At 45.4% G+C, this 17,504-nt stretch carries 17 protein-coding genes and 1 riboswitch; of the genes, 13 read left to right on the forward strand and 4 right to left on the reverse strand.

Features of this window, described 5'->3' with window-relative positions; translation table 11 throughout:
* Positions 1-75 precede the first annotated feature (75 nt).
* Positions 76-543, reverse strand: a complete 468-nt coding sequence (locus QT994_RS17720) for a hypothetical protein (RefSeq protein WP_333176584.1) — start codon at positions 541-543, stop codon at positions 76-78.
* A gap of 290 nt (positions 544-833) precedes the next feature.
* Between QT994_RS17720 and folK the strand changes: the two genes are divergently transcribed.
* From folK to QT994_RS17745, 5 genes are all read left to right on the forward strand, one after another.
* A complete protein-coding gene (gene folK / locus QT994_RS17725; RefSeq protein ID WP_333176587.1) occupies positions 834-1,322 on the forward strand; it encodes a 2-amino-4-hydroxy-6-hydroxymethyldihydropteridine diphosphokinase in 489 nt (162 codons plus the stop codon).
* 185 nt (positions 1,323-1,507) lie between these two features.
* On the forward strand, positions 1,508-2,056 hold the full coding sequence (locus QT994_RS17730; RefSeq protein WP_333176648.1) for an NUDIX hydrolase: 549 nt from the start codon (positions 1,508-1,510) through the stop codon (positions 2,054-2,056).
* A 287-nt stretch (positions 2,057-2,343) separates the two neighbouring features.
* On the forward strand, positions 2,344-3,789 hold the full coding sequence (locus QT994_RS17735; protein WP_333176588.1) for an FAD-binding domain-containing protein: 1,446 nt from the start codon (positions 2,344-2,346) through the stop codon (positions 3,787-3,789).
* Between the two features lie 301 nt (positions 3,790-4,090).
* Positions 4,091-4,702 (forward strand): Uma2 family endonuclease, encoded by a 612-nt coding sequence (locus QT994_RS17740; RefSeq protein ID WP_333176591.1) that lies wholly within the window; start codon positions 4,091-4,093, stop codon positions 4,700-4,702.
* A 17-nt stretch (positions 4,703-4,719) separates the two neighbouring features.
* The gene (locus tag QT994_RS17745; RefSeq protein WP_333176593.1) at positions 4,720-5,367 is read left to right on the forward strand and encodes a Uma2 family endonuclease; all 648 of its coding nucleotides are present in this window, start codon (positions 4,720-4,722) and stop codon (positions 5,365-5,367) included.
* Positions 5,368-5,469: 102 nt separating this feature from the next.
* Here the strand turns inward: QT994_RS17745 and QT994_RS17750 are convergent, their stop codons facing one another.
* The gene (locus QT994_RS17750; RefSeq protein WP_333047096.1) at positions 5,470-5,919 is read right to left on the reverse strand and encodes a hypothetical protein; all 450 of its coding nucleotides are present in this window, start codon (positions 5,917-5,919) and stop codon (positions 5,470-5,472) included.
* A gap of 97 nt (positions 5,920-6,016) precedes the next feature.
* Here QT994_RS17750 and QT994_RS17755 point away from each other — a divergent pair, with 97 nt between their 5' ends.
* The 3 genes from QT994_RS17755 to QT994_RS17765 are packed head-to-tail and all read left to right on the forward strand — an operon-like array spanning position 6,017 to position 8,881.
* Positions 6,017-6,343, forward strand: a complete 327-nt coding sequence (locus QT994_RS17755) for a hypothetical protein (RefSeq protein WP_333176596.1) — start codon at positions 6,017-6,019, stop codon at positions 6,341-6,343.
* A 15-nt stretch (positions 6,344-6,358) separates the two neighbouring features.
* Positions 6,359-8,491, forward strand: coding sequence for a pentapeptide repeat-containing protein (locus QT994_RS17760; protein ID WP_333176599.1), 2,133 nt, complete (start codon positions 6,359-6,361; stop codon positions 8,489-8,491).
* A gap of 57 nt (positions 8,492-8,548) precedes the next feature.
* Positions 8,549-8,881: a DUF2834 domain-containing protein gene (locus QT994_RS17765; protein WP_333176600.1), complete on the forward strand. Its 333-nt coding sequence runs from the start codon at positions 8,549-8,551 to the stop codon at positions 8,879-8,881.
* A gap of 282 nt (positions 8,882-9,163) precedes the next feature.
* Here QT994_RS17765 and QT994_RS17770 read toward each other — a convergent pair whose 3' ends face one another.
* A complete protein-coding gene (locus QT994_RS17770; protein ID WP_333176604.1) occupies positions 9,164-10,738 on the reverse strand; it encodes an FAD-dependent oxidoreductase in 1,575 nt (524 codons plus the stop codon).
* Positions 10,739-10,986: 248 nt separating this feature from the next.
* Positions 10,987-11,748 (reverse strand): Uma2 family endonuclease, encoded by a 762-nt coding sequence (locus QT994_RS17775; protein ID WP_333176606.1) that lies wholly within the window; start codon positions 11,746-11,748, stop codon positions 10,987-10,989.
* Positions 11,749-11,981: 233 nt separating this feature from the next.
* Positions 11,982-12,128: riboswitch (cobalamin riboswitch) on the forward strand.
* Positions 12,129-12,189: 61 nt separating this feature from the next.
* Here QT994_RS17775 and QT994_RS17780 point away from each other — a divergent pair.
* The 5 genes from QT994_RS17780 (at position 12,190) to QT994_RS17800 (ending at position 17,449) form a co-directional block, all read left to right on the forward strand.
* Positions 12,190-12,909: an energy-coupling factor ABC transporter permease gene (locus tag QT994_RS17780; protein ID WP_333176651.1), complete on the forward strand. Its 720-nt coding sequence runs from the start codon at positions 12,190-12,192 to the stop codon at positions 12,907-12,909.
* Between the two features lie 3 nt (positions 12,910-12,912).
* Positions 12,913-13,245, forward strand: coding sequence for an energy-coupling factor ABC transporter substrate-binding protein (locus QT994_RS17785; RefSeq protein WP_333176609.1), 333 nt, complete (start codon positions 12,913-12,915; stop codon positions 13,243-13,245).
* On the forward strand, positions 13,242-14,042 hold the full coding sequence (gene cbiQ, locus QT994_RS17790) for a cobalt ECF transporter T component CbiQ (RefSeq protein ID WP_333176611.1): 801 nt from the start codon (positions 13,242-13,244) through the stop codon (positions 14,040-14,042). Before QT994_RS17785 ends, cbiQ begins: the two co-directional genes overlap by 4 nt.
* A gap of 338 nt (positions 14,043-14,380) precedes the next feature.
* Positions 14,381-16,477 (forward strand): SPFH domain-containing protein, encoded by a 2,097-nt coding sequence (locus QT994_RS17795; RefSeq protein WP_333176613.1) that lies wholly within the window; start codon positions 14,381-14,383, stop codon positions 16,475-16,477.
* A gap of 297 nt (positions 16,478-16,774) precedes the next feature.
* Positions 16,775-17,449, forward strand: coding sequence for a leucine-rich repeat domain-containing protein (locus tag QT994_RS17800; protein WP_333176616.1), 675 nt, complete (start codon positions 16,775-16,777; stop codon positions 17,447-17,449).
* Positions 17,450-17,504 lie beyond the last annotated feature (55 nt).

Here is a 17,504-nt window from a genome sequence, read left to right on the forward strand (position 1 = left end):
TAATAATTGGTTATTGGTTGTTTGTTGTTTGTTATTTGTTGTTTGCTACCAATGCCCAATGCCCGATGCCCGATTTCAATCATCTCGAAAACCCGGATCATTTTGTCGGGATGTCGATCGACTGGGCCTAGGTACATTAATCACTTGCGAATACCCAGAATTTGCGGGCGAAATATTGCCGTCTCTGAATCCCAGCAGCAATTGAGCATCAGCAAAATATCTAGTCCACTGTTCGATTCTCGCATCTTTGTGCCAGTCGCGGCGGGATACTCTCGATCGCAAAACTGGAACCCTTTGTCGGCTGCGATCGGCTGTAATGATGATTGTAACTTCTGTTAATGCCGGATTTTCTTGAAACTCGCGGGCGATCGACTCTTTCGCTAAATCTTCCGCCTGCTGCACTAAACTCGCAAAAGATTGACTACCGTCCGAATCTAGGGTAAGGTAGCGCTCTTTGGTTTCACCCAAAGCTATCGATATACTTGCTGTTAAACTGATAATTGCCAGAATGAGGGCCGACAATAAGCGTAGGTAAAAATTCACTATGTTCTAAACTAAATACTAACACTTGTCAATGATAGTCAATAAAATTTAACAGCCAGTTAAACTTAGATTAAAATAATATTTTGTGTTATCATAATGCGCCAAAAATGCAGCCTTTAGGGGGAAATTTCCGCAAAAATACAACTTGTATGGGCGGGTTTAACCCGAAATCTTTTTAGGTATCCAAGGATATCGATAAACGCGCCCCGCCTTACTCTTCCCTTTTGCTTATCCCCCCTTTCCTCTTCCTTCTTCCTTCTTCCCTCTTCCTTCTTCCTTCTTCCTTCTTTATGAACTCAACAAAATGTGCGATCGCCCTCGGTAGCAACTTAGGCGACTCCCTCGCCACACTCAAAAGCGCGATCATAACCCTCAACAACACCCCAGGAATAGCCCTAAAATCTCATTCAAGCTGGTATCAAACCGCCCCCGTTGGGCCGCCCCAACCCGATTACATCAACGCCTGTGCCATCCTGGAAGTTGCACTAAAACCCGAACAATTGCTAGCAAGTTTATTAGAAATCGAGATAAAATTTAATCGAATTCGCCGAGAAAAATGGGGGCCGAGAACCCTAGACCTAGATTTGCTGCTGTACGACAATTTAATCCTAGAAACTCCGACACTGACTCTACCTCATCCCCGGATGACCGAAAGAGCTTTTGTATTAGTACCTTTAGCAGAAATTGCCCCGGATTGGGTGCATCCGGTGACGAAAAGTGCGATCGCCCAACTCCTGCAAACCGCAGACTGTTCCGGAGTGCAAAAATTGCAACTGTAAAAATTGAGCAAAATTCACGGAGGGTACCAGTAAAAAAAATGCAACCGTAGGTAAGCTGCAAACTGTGATAGTTATCAGTCATTCCCAATCTAAAATCTAAAATCTAAAATCTAAAATCTAAAATCCTATGAGATCGCCTATGATGTCTTAAATCGGTGCACTCTAACATTATTCGCTTGTCGCTTATGTCGATCGGTCAAGAACTACCCCAACTCCTCAAACAGCGCCTATTTTACCAAGGGCGCAAATTTAATTTTGACGTAGCCACCCTTCGTCTTCCCAACGGTTCCGAAGGCGAGTGGGAATGTATTCGCCACCCGGGCGGAGCACTTGCAGTTCCCGTCACCCCCGAAGGTAAACTCGTCTTGGTACGACAATACCGCTTTGCCACAAAAGGGCGAATTTTAGAATTTCCCGCAGGTACAGTCGAAATCAATGAAAGCCCCGCCGAAACTATCAAACGCGAAATCGAAGAAGAAACCGGATATCGCGCCGGAAAATGGCAGAATTTAGGGCAATTTTTTCTCGCCCCCGGTTATTCCGACGAAATAATTTATGCTTTTTTAGCCCAAGATTTGGAAAAACTGGAAAAGCCGCCCGCACAAGACGATGATGAAGACCTGGAAACAGTTTTATTCACCCCTGAAGAATTAGAAAAAGCTATTTTAGCTGGGGAACCAATTGATGCAAAATCAATTTCTAGCTTTTTCTTGGCACGTCCCTTTTTGACTTAAATAGGACTGACGAAAAAACCCCGGTTTCTTATAATAATCGTGCATCACACCGATAAACCTTAATACCAATTTTCTATGAGGCTGCATAGAATCTGATCCCCCCTAACCCCCCTTAATAAGGGGGGGACAAGATTCTTCTCAAAGTCCCCCTTCTTAAGGGGGATTTAGGGGGATCGAGATATGTGCAACTTCACCTTAAATTGGTATAACTTAGAAACCGGGTTTTTGACCCCGCGTGTGTCCAGGACTGTAAAATCTAAAATCTAAAATCTAAAATCTAAAATCGAATGTCCGATCTAATTTTATTTTGGCACCGCCGCGACTTGCGTATTTCTGACAATATCGGACTGGCCACAGCGCGCCAGCAAAGCCCTAAAGTAGTCGGAATTTTTTGTCTCGATCGCAATATCCTCAATCGCGATGACGTAGCGCCAGCCCGAGTCACCTACATGATCGGCTGCTTGCAAAAACTTCAGCAGCGTTACAGCGAAGCAGGCAGCCAATTGCTGATAATTCAAGATGACCCCATTCTCGGAATACCGAGATTAGCAACCGCGATAAATGCCAAAGCAGTATTTTGGAACTGGGATGTAGAACCCTACGCAAAACAGCGCGATCAGGCCGTATCAAACGCCCTCCAACAAGCAGGAATTCAAGTCCAAAATTTCTGGGATCAAGTCCTCCACGCCCCAGACGAAATTCGCAGCGGTACAGGACAACCCTACACAGTTTATACACCTTTTTGGAAAAAATGGAACAGTAAACCCAAAGCCCAACCCGTAGAGACACTGCCGATAACTTATCTGGAATTAATGACCGGATTAACGGCAGAAGAACAAGAACTCGCTAACCAAGCAGGTGCAATTGAAACACTGCCCACGGCATCTAGTTTGGGATTTATTTGGGAAAATCCCTTAGTAATAGAACCGGGAGAAGATGCAGCGCGAGAAAAGTTGGAAGAATTTTGCGATCGGGCAATTTACCAATATCAAGAACAGCGCAACTTCCCCGCAGTTAGTGGCACCTCCCAACTCAGCGCCGCCCTCAAGTTTGGTGCAATAGGCATCCGCACTGTTTGGCAAGCTACTCAGATAGTAATGGACACTTGCCACAGCGAAGAAGCGTGCACAAACATCCGAACTTGGCAACAGGAAATAGCGTGGCGGGAATTTTACCAACACGCCATGTATAACTTCCCAGAATTAGCAGACGGCCCCTATCGTCAAGCATTCAAAGACTTTCCGTGGGAGAACGATGAAAAGCTTTTTCAAGCTTGGTGTCGAGGCAAAACTGGCTATCCTATTATCGATGCAGCAATGCGGCAGTTAAATCAGACAGGTTGGATGCACAATCGCTGCCGCATGATAGTCGCCAGCTTCCTCACCAAAGATTTAATTATTAACTGGCAGTGGGGGGAAAAATACTTTATGCAAAAATTGATAGACGCCGACCTTTCTGCTAATAATGGCGGCTGGCAGTGGAGTGCATCTAGCGGCATGGACCCGAAACCTTTGCGAATATTCAATCCCGCCAGCCAAGCTCAAAAATTTGACCCGGAAGGGGAATATATTCGGCACTGGGTTCCCGAATTGCGCCGCGTTGATACTAAACTTTTGTTAACAGGAAATATTTCGCCTTTAGAACGCCGACTTCTTCCTTATCCCGATCCGATCGTAGATCACAACCAGCAGCAGCGCAAGTTTAAGGAACTTTACAAGCAGCAAAAAATTTAAACATCACACCCAGAACCCCGACTTATTGAACAAGTCGGGGTTCTAGCGGACATTATGACATAGGACTTACGCAATCATCCCAGGTATGGGGGCAACCACGGGGGGTTTGCCCCTACAAAACATATATATTGAGGCTGTGCCTCAGTCCTGTTACCTACGTAATTAATATGTGATATCATGTTCTATTAATTACCCTTAAAAAAGTTGTTTGTAGTAAGGACTTTAGTCTTATCCTCACTCTATTTGAGAGCGGTCGTACTCACTAAAAACTATTAATGGTTATATAAACGGAGAATTTTTAATGATTCAAACCATAATCAAATCGATAACATTTGAAGAATTTTTAGGATGGTATCCAGATGGAAAAGGACGTTTCGAGCTACGCAATGGAGTAATAGTTGAGATGAACCCAAATGGCGAGCATGAGGAAGTTACAGGTTTTCTCACCCGAAAAATTAACGTAGAAATTGACCGTTTAAATCTTCCTTATGTAACACCGTCAACTTATTTTGTCAGACCTCCCGAAACGACCACGGGCTACCAGCCTGATCTCATAGTCTTAGACAAAACAGCCTTAATTTCAGAGCCACTCTGGAAAAAATCATCCGTTATTTCTCAAGGTAGCTCTGTCAAGCTTGTTGTCGAAGTGGTTAGCACTAACTGGCAAGATGATTACCTGGTAAAAGTGGCTGAGTATGAAAGATTGGGTATCCCGGAATACTGGGTTGTTGACTATGCTGCTTTGGGTGGCCGGCGCTTCATCGGTAATCCCAAACAACCTACTGTCTCGATTTACCAGTTGGTTGATGGGGAGTACCAGGTTAGCCAGTTCCGAGAGGGCGATATGATTATTTCGTCTGCCTTCGGGGAAATTAATCTGACTGTTGAGCAGGTTTTTAGCTCTATAACTTAAACAAATCGGAGGTTGAAATGGTAACTCTGCAATTAAGACAAATCAGTGTACCCCCAGGACATAGAGTGCTGTTCCATGATGTCAACTGGCAGGAATTTGAAGCAATTTTAGAAGAGTTGGGAGAACACCGTGGCTCTAGAATAGCTTACAGTCAAGGAACTTTGGAGATTAGGATGCCACTACCAGAACATGAGAAAGCTAAAATCATTATTGGCTATTTAGTGAAAATTTTGTTTGAGGAACTAGAAATCGACTTTGAACCCTTTGGTTCGACGACTTTTAAGCGAAAAAGTATGTTACAAGGAATTGAACCTGACAACTGCTTTTACATTCAGAATTACGCTTTAATGATTGGTAAAAAGCGGATAGACTTAACCATCGATCCGCCGCCTGACTTAGCAATTGAAGTTGATCTAACTTCCAAGACTCAACTGGACGCTTACGAGGCGCTGGGGGTACCTGAAATATGGCGCTATGAAAATAAGAAGCTTCAGATTAATGTGCTTCAAGATGGGAAATATGTTGCATCGGAAATTAGTCCGACTTTTCCCAATCTGCCAATTATTGAAGCTATCTCTCAATATTGCGAACAAAGCCAAACAGCGGGCACGAGTCAAACTCTCAGATTGTTTCGGAAGTGGGTTAAAGACCAAATACAAAATTGATAGGAAATCCCTAGTTAACGCACGGGCTGTTAAAAAGCAGGCTTCTTGACGATCGCAAAAAAGCCATTTTCTCACAGCAAGCCTCCTAATCCCCTTGTCTTGTTAATTTCGCTTTTGGGAAATAGAGAGAGAGTAAGGGTGTTGACCTTGAGATCGATCGCCCACAAAAATAACATAAGTCCCCTTGTCCCCATAACCGGAAAATTCTACATTCCCCGCAGCAGCATTCGCCGGCAGGACGCAGAAACGCCCCCTCGGCCCCTGAATCATCAAACTCGGAGCTCCAGCGGTTTGTACCGCAATCCGCCAGTAAGGCAAATCCTGCGTTACTTCAATGACGTGGTTCGGTGCTTGGGACACAAAACCGCAGTCGCCGCTATTGTTCGGGCCGCCGGAAACTCCAGAAACTCCCAGCGGTTCGGGAAATCCCGGAGCAATTTGTAGCGGTTGGCTCCGAAGGGCACCGGCATCCGCTAAAATCATTGCCAAGGCTACGGTCACGATCAGGCTAAACCACAGTTTGCCGCGATCGCCCGGATAATGGATCTTCATGTTTCCTCACACAATGGCATTTGGTTCTAGTTCTTTGACGGTAGGGGATAATGGCGGTTCCAAACACATTAATCTAAAATAACTACTGAATTTTTTTATGAATCCTCAAAATAACTTCAATTGGCAGCAAGCGATCGGAGAACTAAAAGCTAAAGTAGAACGATCGCCACTCATCACACAAAATCCAGGCAGCTATCAGGCCGTCGGAACCTTATACAATCAATTACTGGACAAGTTTCAAAGACTCCCTAAACCGGGGCAGGTGGCAGCCTTTGCCGTCGGAGCGATAATTGTCCTGACAGTCTTCAATAGCGTCGTACAGCTAATTTCAGCGCTGATGACTCTTGCCGTTCTCGGAGTGCTAATCTACATAGCGTATAAATTGGCAATTTCCCCCCAGTCCTCAAATACTAACGACAAATAATAGGAATTTCTAAATATGGCTAACCCCACCGCGCCCAGCGGCATCAATCAACCCGATCCGTCTTGGCCAACACAATCCAAGCAAATGCCACTGCTGGTTCGCAGGTGCGGCGCTTGGGCCGTGGAAATTTCGTTAATTGCGGCCAGCGCCCTCGTTCCCTTCAGTATCGGGGCATTGGTGAACAAGGAATCTCAAACCGTGCCGCTCAATTCCTCAGTAGCAGCAGCATCCGAAACCGTCGCCCGTACTTTGGGCATACCCGTGCGCGATCGCAGCCCCAGAGTCGCACCCCTAACTAATCTCTTCTGGTCAGGGGCGCTGCTGGCACCGGCAGTTTTAGCGGGCTGGCAACTGTTTTTGCTCGCCAGAACCGGTCAAACTACCCCCAAACGCTGGTTTGGGGTCAAAGTTGTCACAGCGTCGGGTACTCCTCCGGGTTTTGGGCAAGTGCTAATTCGCGAAAGTTTGGGGCGCTGGGGAGTGCCTCTGGGCGTCGCTTACGGCATTTGGCGCTTGAGCGGCGCGTTTCCTGATTTGCTGATTTTAGGGGGGTTGAGCGGCTTGGCAGTGCTCGCAGACGGCGCTGTTGCATGGCGTTACAAACGGCAATCCGGACACGATCGCCTCGCGAATACTTTGGTCGTCAACGCTCGATCGAATCAACTGTCTGACAATCCTGTCCAGACTCAAGATTGGACAGAGGAAGACGCGCAGATTGCGGCTTTGGTTGTGACTCCGCAAAGCGGCCTGAAAGTAAATCGCAGTTTGTGGAATTGGATGCGCCAACACCCGGGCACAACTTTAGTGATAGTTACCATCGGTAGCGCGGGATTGATTTTAACTTTGTTTGTCGGCACTCTCATCTACACTCAAAGTCAAGCAAATATGCGGGATTCCCGGCAGCGGAACGACCAATTATTTGTAGCTTTAGTGAGCAAATTGTCTCCCACATCGGCTAGCGGGGCATCGGGCAGGCGATCGGCTATTTTGGCTTTGGGGGCGGTGGAAGACTCCCGCGCCGTACCTCTGCTAGCGGATTTGCTAGCTCAAGAAGACAACCGCGCCATGCTGGACGCGATCCAGCAAGCTTTAGTCAGTAGCGGGCCGAAAGCTTTGCCTGAGTTGCAGCGGTTGAACCAAGCCCTCAGCAACGACCTCGATTCACTGCGCTTTGGCGGCAAGGCCCCGGAACGTGACTTAGCGGCCGCCCGCCAGCGAACAGTACAAAGGGCGATCGGCAAAATTCTCACAGTGTATAGCAGCCAACTCAACGGCGCGGATCTCAGCCGCACCGATTTAGCTCAAAGTCCTGCCGGTCCGTCTCAGTTTACTTTAGTATTAAACAAAGTTGACTTGTCGGGAATTAAGCTGAAAAATGCCAATTTAACCAATGCCAGCTTGCAGGGATCTCGCTTTTACGGCACCGGCGAAGACAGGCGTCCGGCTACATTTGACGATTGGATTTCTGACTTGAGCGGCGCTAATTTGGAAGGAGTAAATTTGACCGGGGCGTTTTTGAACAGTGCTGTAATGAACCGGACTACTTTTGTGCGCGCTGTCATGAACAAAGCTAATTTGTCAAACGGCAATTTGAACTCAGCTAATTTCAGCAGTGCTATTTTAATCGGCGCCAATTTGCAGGAAGCACAGTTAAAAAATGCAAGTTTTACTGGTGCAGATATCGGAAGCGCTAATTTGTCGGGAGCGGATTTGTCAGGTGCCCGTTTGGCCAAAGTGAAGGCTCAAGGCGCTCAGTTGTCCTTGACAAATTTGTCTAAATCTGAATGGCAAGGTGCTGATTTGTCCGGTGCTGATTTGAGCGGCGCTAACTTACAAAATGCCGACTTGAGTTCAACTAAACTCGCCAACGTGAATTTAAAAGATGCTCGCTTGCAAGATGCGAATTTTCGGAATGCGGAGGTGAGTTCGGTTGATTTTAGGGGCGCGAATTTAGCGGGCGCGAATTTTAAAGGCGCTGTGTTTCTGGGGAAAACAGCTCCGGATCAATTTATTCAAAGTCCGACGGGGAGTAAATCGGGTCGATTCCTAGGAGTTGATTTTACGGAGGCTAAGAATTTAGATAAAAGTCAAATTGCTTACATTTGTTTGCAGGGGGGGATTCATCCGAAGTGCCCGCAGAAGAAGTAAGGATTGGTTGTTAGCGAGTAGGCTAATACAGTGGATCAACCAACACGTAGGGTAATTATGAGCGTTAAGCGAATCATTTACCTCATCCTAACAATTCTGGGCCTTGTGCTGCCTTGGTACTATAACTTGCAGTTTTTTAGCAATGCTGGCTTGCTCGACTTTGTAAACGAGAGTTCGACTAATCTTGCTGCGAAATCGGTAAGTTTAGATTTGTTTATCGCAACTGTAGCAGGCAGCACTTGGATGTACGCTGAGTCAAAACGATGGGATATAAGTTTTGTAGGGCTGTACATACTTCTGGGTGTGCTTGTTTCGTTTTCATGTGCTTTCCCACTTTTCTTGTTTGTGCGGGAAACCAAGCTGGAAAAATCAAGCGAAGTCTCAAGTTGAATAGTTGTTTAACCGGTTAGTGCCACGCAGCACAATAATTCGGTGCAGGCGATCGAGGTATTATATAATTTCCGGTAAAATCACCGTTATATGTTTGTAGTGACGACGGAAGTCCTCAGAATTTTATCAGGATTAAATTCGTCATTACAAACCAACGTGATTGTTGTCGTTTGAGGGGACATAATATTAATAGCATTTTTACTCATTTCTTGCTAAAAACTGTTGTGTTGAGTTTCGTTCCCCCGACCAAACCTACTATTGCATTGTTTATTGAAATTGATATTACGCAATAGCATCCGAACTGGCAAGAGTCTCGAATTGCGCCAATAGCATTGCATCACCATTATTTGGAGTTCCAAAAATTTTAGGTAACTGACCTGTTTCAGCGAGAACTTGTCTCACTTCTCGGTTAGATACATCGGCTAGATTTTTGTTATTTAGAATTGCATTAACCGCAGCGATACCCACACCTTGACCAACTGCGGCGTTGAATTCCACAATTCTGCCGACAGAACAAGCAAACCCTTGAAATCCAGCACACGGACTGACCACTGCCAGGTTAGGAACGTTTTTAATTAATGCGTGGCGGATGCCAACATTAAAGATAGGGTGTTTAAAACTCAGACTTTTAAACCATCCTAGACTGTTTGCTTTCTCGCCAATACCTGGGATGCCTCCGCGTACATCAAAATGATAGCTAAATGTTGCCAGCGCCTCATTAGCAGGTACGCCACCTAACAGCATTTGTGCGCCGGTTAAAGGTTCTACAACTCCCGTCACATTGCCAGCGTGTCTGATATAAATTTCTGAGGCATAAGTAACAGAAGTAGCGCCCAAACTCCTCAGCCAAGTTGTAACAAATAACATCTCTCTTTGCATATTAGCCGTGGGTTTGCTGCCGCTTCTCGCTAAGGCTTCCGCTTCGCTGCTGGTGACTGCAAATAAAAGCGCATTCCAGGAAAGTCTATCATTTGGAAGTATGGCTATATTTCCCTCGTCTAAAATTACGCCGCTTTCACGAAAAGATAGTTTTATTCCTCTAAAAGAGTGGTAAGCTACAGACAAAGCCGGCGAGCGTACATCGATGTAATCATTGCCCGCCCACAGAGTTTTGACATTGCCTTGGGTGTCGATCATTTCTCGCCTAAGTTCTTCTGCTAGTTGGGCATCCTTGTCTGCAGCGTACAGCAAAAATTTTTGACTCTCTGAATCTGCCAGGTTTGTGAACCGTTTTAGATACAGATAATCGAATTCTTTCAGTGTTCTTGCACTGAGTCCTTGGGTTTCAAAAACGAGGGTGACTGGAAGTTCTGACTTAGGCAGACCAAATGTTTCAAATCCCTTCAGCTTTCTCACACCAGCAGCTTGAGCTAATTCGGCATTGACAGTGGCATCAATAAATTGCTTTCCGGCATAAACTACGCCTTTAGAGGTGGTTATGCTGGCAATTTTTTGGCCTTCTTTAGTGACTGATTGAATTTCTACTTTGCTGAGGAGATCTGCCCCAGCTTGTACCAGCATTTCTTTCAGCGCTGCACTGGCTTTGCGGGGGTCAAGTGCAATTGCGGTGACACCGGATTTTTGCAGGAACTCTTTATAGATTGTCGCCGGTGAACCAAAGGGATCTAACTTTAAAGATTGTTGAAGTTGTTCACTAATCTGACTTCTATCTAAATAAGCAAGACCGCCTCTTACCAAATGCCCGCCAATTCCTTCTTGCAAGCTTGCTTTCGACATCAGTAGAATTCGCGGATAACGCTTTGTTCGGCGAAGGTATTCTCTGGAAGCAGAGATAACAGCTAGAACTCCAGGAACTTCATCACCAAAACAGATGACATCGTAAGAACGCACATCCATGACCATTATTTAATACCCTCTCCTAATTTTCATCTTTTCGAGCTGAATCTCAATGTTTGCCGTCCAACTCTCTGTTTTTCCCAAATCTAGCTCGATCTTTCCTGATTTTTGCGATAAATATTCACACATTCTTGGATGCAGAAACCGGGTTTTTTCCAGAAAATCTTTCGTTGAGGACGATCGATCTCTGTTGAAAAACCCGGCTTCTGAGCGTCTAGAGTCGGTCAGTCTGGTACTCTTGATTGCCATCAACTCAGATTATCAGGATCTATCCCCAACTCCCGCAATCGCTGAGACAATCGATCAGAACGTTCAGCCAGTCGATCGGCGCGCTGCGATTCCTGTTGGGCGCGCTGCGATTCCTGTTGGGCGCGTTGCGATTCCTGTTGGGCGCGCTGGGCTGATTCTTTCACCTGTTCTTCAGGAGTCAGATAACGTTTTCCATCGGCATCATACCAATACAACCACTCCCTTGTCACCCCAGAATAACTTCCCCTTTCACAACCAATCCCTAAACCAATTTCAGGCATCCAAACTGGATGTCCTGGCTGTAACTCGTACTTCCCATTGACTAACTTGTGTATTTCCAAATGAGGTTTACGACGGCGGCGAGAAGAATAAATGACGTAATAAAGTACGCCTAAAGCTTGATATTCCTCTAACTTTGTGGTGTATTCTTTGCGATAAGTTGGGGAAACTACTTCCAGCACAAAAGTCGGCAGAACATTTTCATCCCACAGCACGTAACTGGGGCGCAATTCTTCATCATAAAACCTTTCTACACCTAAACTCAAGAAAGCATCTGGCACAATGGCAGGTTTGTCGGGGTGATAGTAGATACCCATATCTATGCCAAAAAACCAGTCCATGCGTTCTGCCCAAAGTATGAGCAATATTGCTTTTAACAACCCTGGTATTAGTTCTTGCAGTTCGTTATCCACAGGCGTTTCATCAGAGTCGGGTAGTTCATCGGCTGAGGGCCAGTGCCTCGGAAACTTGTAATCTAACATGGCGACTTTCCTCAAAACTCACTAAGATTATAGCCTTTACTTGTTTTGCGATACTTGTTTATCTGGCTACAAACTACTTTGTAAATACTAAAAGAATATTTATTTAACCACCCGCGAAGGCGCGAACGACGCGAAGGAAGAGAAAAAATATAACGAAGAAGATAGGTAATCTCGACTGAGTTAATCTAAATGAATTTTTGTAAAAGATTTGCTGAGACTTACGCGATCGACTAAACTATGTCTAACCAGTCGGTTCTAATGGGGAGCAGCCGTTAGAGGAAACGGGGAAAGTTCGGTGCAAGTCCGGCGCTGTCCCGCAACTGTAATGAGAGTCATGTCGCTTTCTGAGTCAGGATGCCCGCCGATGTGTTAGTTTACATAGTCTCATCTGCGAGGTTCAGTGTGAAGACCAGAAATCGGAAATTGGTCAGCTTGGGATTGATGGCTGGCTTGAGTTGTTATATTGTCTTGGGTTCGGCAACGCCTGCCGCAGCTATGCACATTTCGGAAGGTTTTTTGCCGGTGCAATGGGCTGCATTTTGGTGGATGGTGGCGTTGCCTTTTTTTGCAGTAGGTTTGCGATCGATTACTAGCATTACAAAAGAACACCCGGAACTTAAACTATTGCTTGCTTTGGCGGGTGCGTTTACTTTTGTGCTTTCTGCTTTAAAAATTCCCTCGGTAACGGGCAGTTGTTCTCACCCGACGGGTACTGGTTTGGGTGCAATTTTGTTCGGTCCTTCGGTGATGGCGGTACTGGGGGCTTTAGTTCTGCTGTTTCAAACGTTACTGTTAGCGCATGGTGGCTTGACAACGCTGGGAGCGAATATGTTTTCGATGGCGATTGTCGGCCCTTTCGCTGCGTATTTTATCTATCAATTGCTGTTGCGAACTGGTAGCCAGAGGGCGGCAATTTTTTGTGCGGCGGCTTTGGCAGATTTGCTGACTTATGTGACGACTTCGATTCAATTAGCATTAGCTTTTCCGGCAGCAAGTGGCGGTTTTATGGCTTCGTTTCTCAAGTTTGCTGGCATCTTTGCTATCACTCAAGTACCGCTGGCTATTAGTGAGGGATTGCTGACTGTATTGGTCTGGAATTGGCTGCATTCTTACGGGAAGCCGGAGTTGGAAACTTTGAAATTATTGAGACAGGAGTCCTAAGCCGTGAATCAAAAACCTACAAAAAATCACCAATCTACTTCGCGGCAAAATTGGCTTTTGGCTGGCGCTGTGATTGTTCTGGCAGTGTTTCCTCTCGTTTTTGTGCGAGGTGAATATGGCGGTGCCGATGACCAAGCTAAGAAAGCAATTACGGAAATTCAACCGGGTTATAAACCTTGGTTCAATCACTTATTTGAGCCCGCTAGCAGCGAAATTTCAAGTCTATTGTTTGCGTCTCAAGCGGCGATGGGGGCTGGCGTAGTTGGGTATGTCATTGGGTTGTATAAAGGCCGATCGCAATCTCGGCAGCAGTCTGATCATAAATCGTCGGAATGAACCATCAAATTGATAGTCTGGCTTATACCAATCGCTTGCGCGGGTTGCCGCCATCTCACAAGTTATCATTTGCGATCGCCCTTTTAATTCTGTCTCTAGTTTCTGGGGCGATGGTCGAATTGTCGATCGGCCTTTGGTTGGCTGTCTGGATCGTCATCTATGCGGGTATTCCGGGGAAACTCTATTTGCGGTTGCTGTCGCTACCGTTGATGTTTTTGCTGACAAGTTTACCTGCTTTGGCGATGGGTGCGGTTGCGGGCGATCGTATCCCCGCGATTCAGTGGGATATTTGGCAAGGTTGGGGCCTTAGCATCGGCACTTTTTATCTGTATGTGAGCCGCACAGGTATATACCAAGTGAGCTTGCTATTGGCCCGCGCCTTCGCATCGACAAGCTGTATGTATTTCATCCTCTTGACGGTTCCATTTACCGAAATCTTGCAAATTCTCAGACAATTACGCTGCCCAGAGTTAGTCACAGAACTGCTATTACTAATGTATCGGTTTATTTTTAGCTTATTGGCGATCGCCGATGAACTTTGGATTGCTCAAAACTCGCGCTGCGGCTATCGCACTTGGAAACTGGGAATGCGTAGTTTAGGCATTTTAATCGGGCAATTGCTTCAGCGAACTTTGGAAAATTATCGTCAAGTTTCGCTGAGTTTAGCGTCTCGCGGCTTTAATGGAAAACTGCGCGTTTGGAATTCTTATCCTTATAAACCTTCACGAAGATATACATTTGAAGCCGTGTTTGGTTACACGGTTTTAACTTTGTTAAGTGTCGTATTTCAACGTTAAATTTATGTGATTACACTCGTTTCCAGGATCTGCCTATTAGTCCGCCTGGGGTTTCAACCCCAGGCTAATAGCTAAAGTCCTCTTAAGAGGACTAATGAGTTTAAACTTCCTGTATTCAGTCCCCGGTCGATAACTAATCAGTTCTTTCTTCAGTCCTCTTAAGAGGACTTTAGCTTTGAGGCAGGGAATGAATTCCCTGCCGGACTACCGGACTGAAGGTATGACTTTTATGAACATAATTAATGACTTTAATGAATTGACTTCAAGAAAAATTTATTGAATAGTGATTGTAGTTAACAACTTTTCAGTACATTTGAGCTTAAAACAGGTTAAAAACTATGACTAAATCACGTTGGCTTCGCAAACTTTTACCCTTGGCAGTATCTGTAGCAACCACGATCGCACTAGCAGGCGCGATCGCCCCACCAACTTCTGCACAAGTCAAATCGCCACCTCCGCAACCCCAAGAAGTCCAACCATTGCCAGAAGAAGGGTTTAGCATCCCGATTTGGATTTATCCCGTCGGCGCAATGTTCCTGGTTTTCATCTTTATACCCAAGATTGGCTGGACTTTGGGATTAATTGCGATCGGCGAACGAGAAGTAGGAATTGTAGTCAAGAAATTCTCCAGCAAAAACTTACCATCCAGTAGATTGATTGCTCTCGATGGCGAAGGAGGTTTGCAAGCAGATACCCTTCCTCCCGGCTGGCATTTTGGTTATTTTCCCTGGCAATATAGCATTCGCAAAGAACCAGTTGTTGTCGTTCCTCAAGATGAAATCGGTTTAATTATTGCCAATGACGGAGCCACTATTCCTCCCGATCGCATTTTAGGCAAAGTCGTCGATTGCGACAATTTCCAAAATGCCCGCAAATTCCTCACCGACGGTGGAGAAAAAGGACGGCAACTAGCAATTATTACAACTGGTACTTATCGGATAAATACGGCTGTATTTGAGGTAATTACTTCAGCTAATGCCGCTGCAAAAGGTATGGAACCTGCGGAACTTCAACTATACAAACTTGATCCCGATCGCGTGGGAATTGCGAACGTGCTAGACGGGATTCCGATTGATGAAGGTGAAATTGCCGGGCCGATAATTCCCGGTCACGACAATTTCCAAAAAGCACAATCTTTCATCAAGGGTGGCGGGCGCAGGGGCTTGCAAGAACAAGTAATTTTATCCGGTTCTTGGAACCTGAATCCCTGGTTTGTGCAAGTTGAACAGGTCAAAATGACCGAAGTGCCGATCGGCTATGTAGGCGTAGTAATTTCCTATGTGGGAAAATCGCACCAAGATGTAAGCGGCGTCGCTTTTACCCACGGCAATCTTGTCAATAAAGGCGATAAAGGCGTGTGGGTCGAACCGCTTTATCCAGGCAAACATCCGATCAATACAAAAGTAATGAAAGTAGAACTTGTTCCCACTACTGACGTAGTTTTAAATTTCACAACGCGGTTCAGCGGAGAACACGGCTACGACTCCAAATTAAGTGCTCTGAAATTGCTTTCTTTTGATGGATTTACATTTGAGTTAGAAGTTTTTCAAATCATTCATGTCGGTACTTTGGATGCACCGAGAGTGATTTCGCGGCAAGGTTCGATGCAAAATCTGATCGACCAAGTGCTGCGTCCAATTGTGGGCAATTATTTTCGCAATTCCTCTCAAGAATATACAATACTCGATTTTCTGATCGCGCGCAGCGAGCGCCAAGCAGAGGCGGCAGAACACGTTCGTCAAGCCCTGCGGGCCTACGACGTGCAAGCTGTGGACACCCTGATCGGTTTGATTTCGCCACCACCAGAGTTGATGCAAACATTGACCGATCGCAAAATTGCTCAGGAACAGGAGAAAACCTACGAAGTACAGCGCATTTCAGAGTCACAGCGTCAAGAATTGGTGCGCGCAACTGCGATCGCCAACATTCAAAATCAGGTGGTGGCGGCAGAACAAGGGGTGAAAATTGCTCAACTGAGTGCAACTGCTGCGATCGAACACGCAAGTGGTGAAGCAGAAGGGATTCGGCTGATGGGACAAGCAAAAGCGGATGCTTATCAAGTTGGTGTCAACGCTTTGGGTACGCAGAGTTACACGCTGTTGCAACTGATGCAAGCGGTTTCGGATGGTAGCGTTCGCGTTGTTCCCGATGTCACAGTCAATGGTAATGGCGGTAGTGGGGGTTTGCTGGACGGTTTGATGGCAATGTTGCTGCGGAATGAAACCAGTAAAAATGGAGAAAATGGAGCACAATCACCTGTAATTAATGTCAAAAAATCTAAGTCTGTTGTTGTGGAACCTGTGGCCGAATCACCAGTAGCAAAAGTGCATTCGGTGAAGTCACCGGAGTCTCCTAATCATTCACCAGTTTCTCAGTCTGTGGCTGTTGCTGAGATTGATATTGATTCGGCATTTGGTGAATTGTTAGATATTTGAGTTGATTTGTGCACTTTGTAGAGAGGACGGTTGTCCTCTCTGAAAGCTTTTTGTCTAAAACTTTACTGTTCAGAGAATTAGAGGTGCAAGATTATGACGTTTATGGTTATACAGAAATACGTGAATTTGTCAAGGTTGATGGTGGTAGTTGCTTTTAGTGCGATCGGTCTCGGATCATGTGGAAATGGACTTTCGGTTTTAGCAGCAGAAACGCAAAGCGCAAACAAAACATTTGGTGATTGATGTCGCGAAAAAGCTTCTCTGAGTCCTGAAGCTAAACATACTGTTGAAGTGTTGTTGCGGAAATCTAAGACTACTGAGTGCGATGCGGCTAATCAGAAACTTTCAAGTCTCACAAAACTAGACCTCGATAACAATGACATCAGCGACATCAAACCCTTGGAATCTTTGACTAAACTGACTGAACTAGACCTCAGCCGAAATGAAATCAACGATCTTCAATCATTGCAATCTTTGACTAACCTGACTGAACTCTCCCTCGACAACAATCAAATTAGTGACATTAAACCCTTGCAATCTTTGACTAACCTGAATTTGCTCGTCATTAGGGACAATAAAATCAGTGACATTAAACCCTTGCAGCCCTTGACTAACCTGTTTTATCTCTGCCTCAGCAACAATAAAATCAGCGACATCAAACCCTTACAATCCTTGACTGAACTGGATTATCTCCAACTCATAAACAATCAAATCAGCAACATCCAACCCTTACAATCCTTGACTAGCCTGACTTTTCTCGAACTCAGCACCAATCTAATCAGCGACATTAAACCATTGCAATCCTTGACTTACCTGACTTTACTCAATCTCAGCAACAATAAAATCAGCGACATTAAACCATTGCAATCTTTGACTAAACTTAAGGATCTCGGACTCAGCGGAAATCTGATCGCCCCCAAAACTTGTCCTCTCAAGCCAGAGTCTATCTGCAACTGGGAACTCAGCAATTAAATGCTGCAACTTTACAGTTAAGACAATTAGAGGTACAAGACTATGCCATTTATAG

This window comes from Microcoleus sp. S13_B4 (assembly GCF_036700885.1).
In the GTDB taxonomy this organism is placed as follows: Bacteria; Cyanobacteriota; Cyanobacteriia; order Cyanobacteriales; family Microcoleaceae; genus Microcoleus.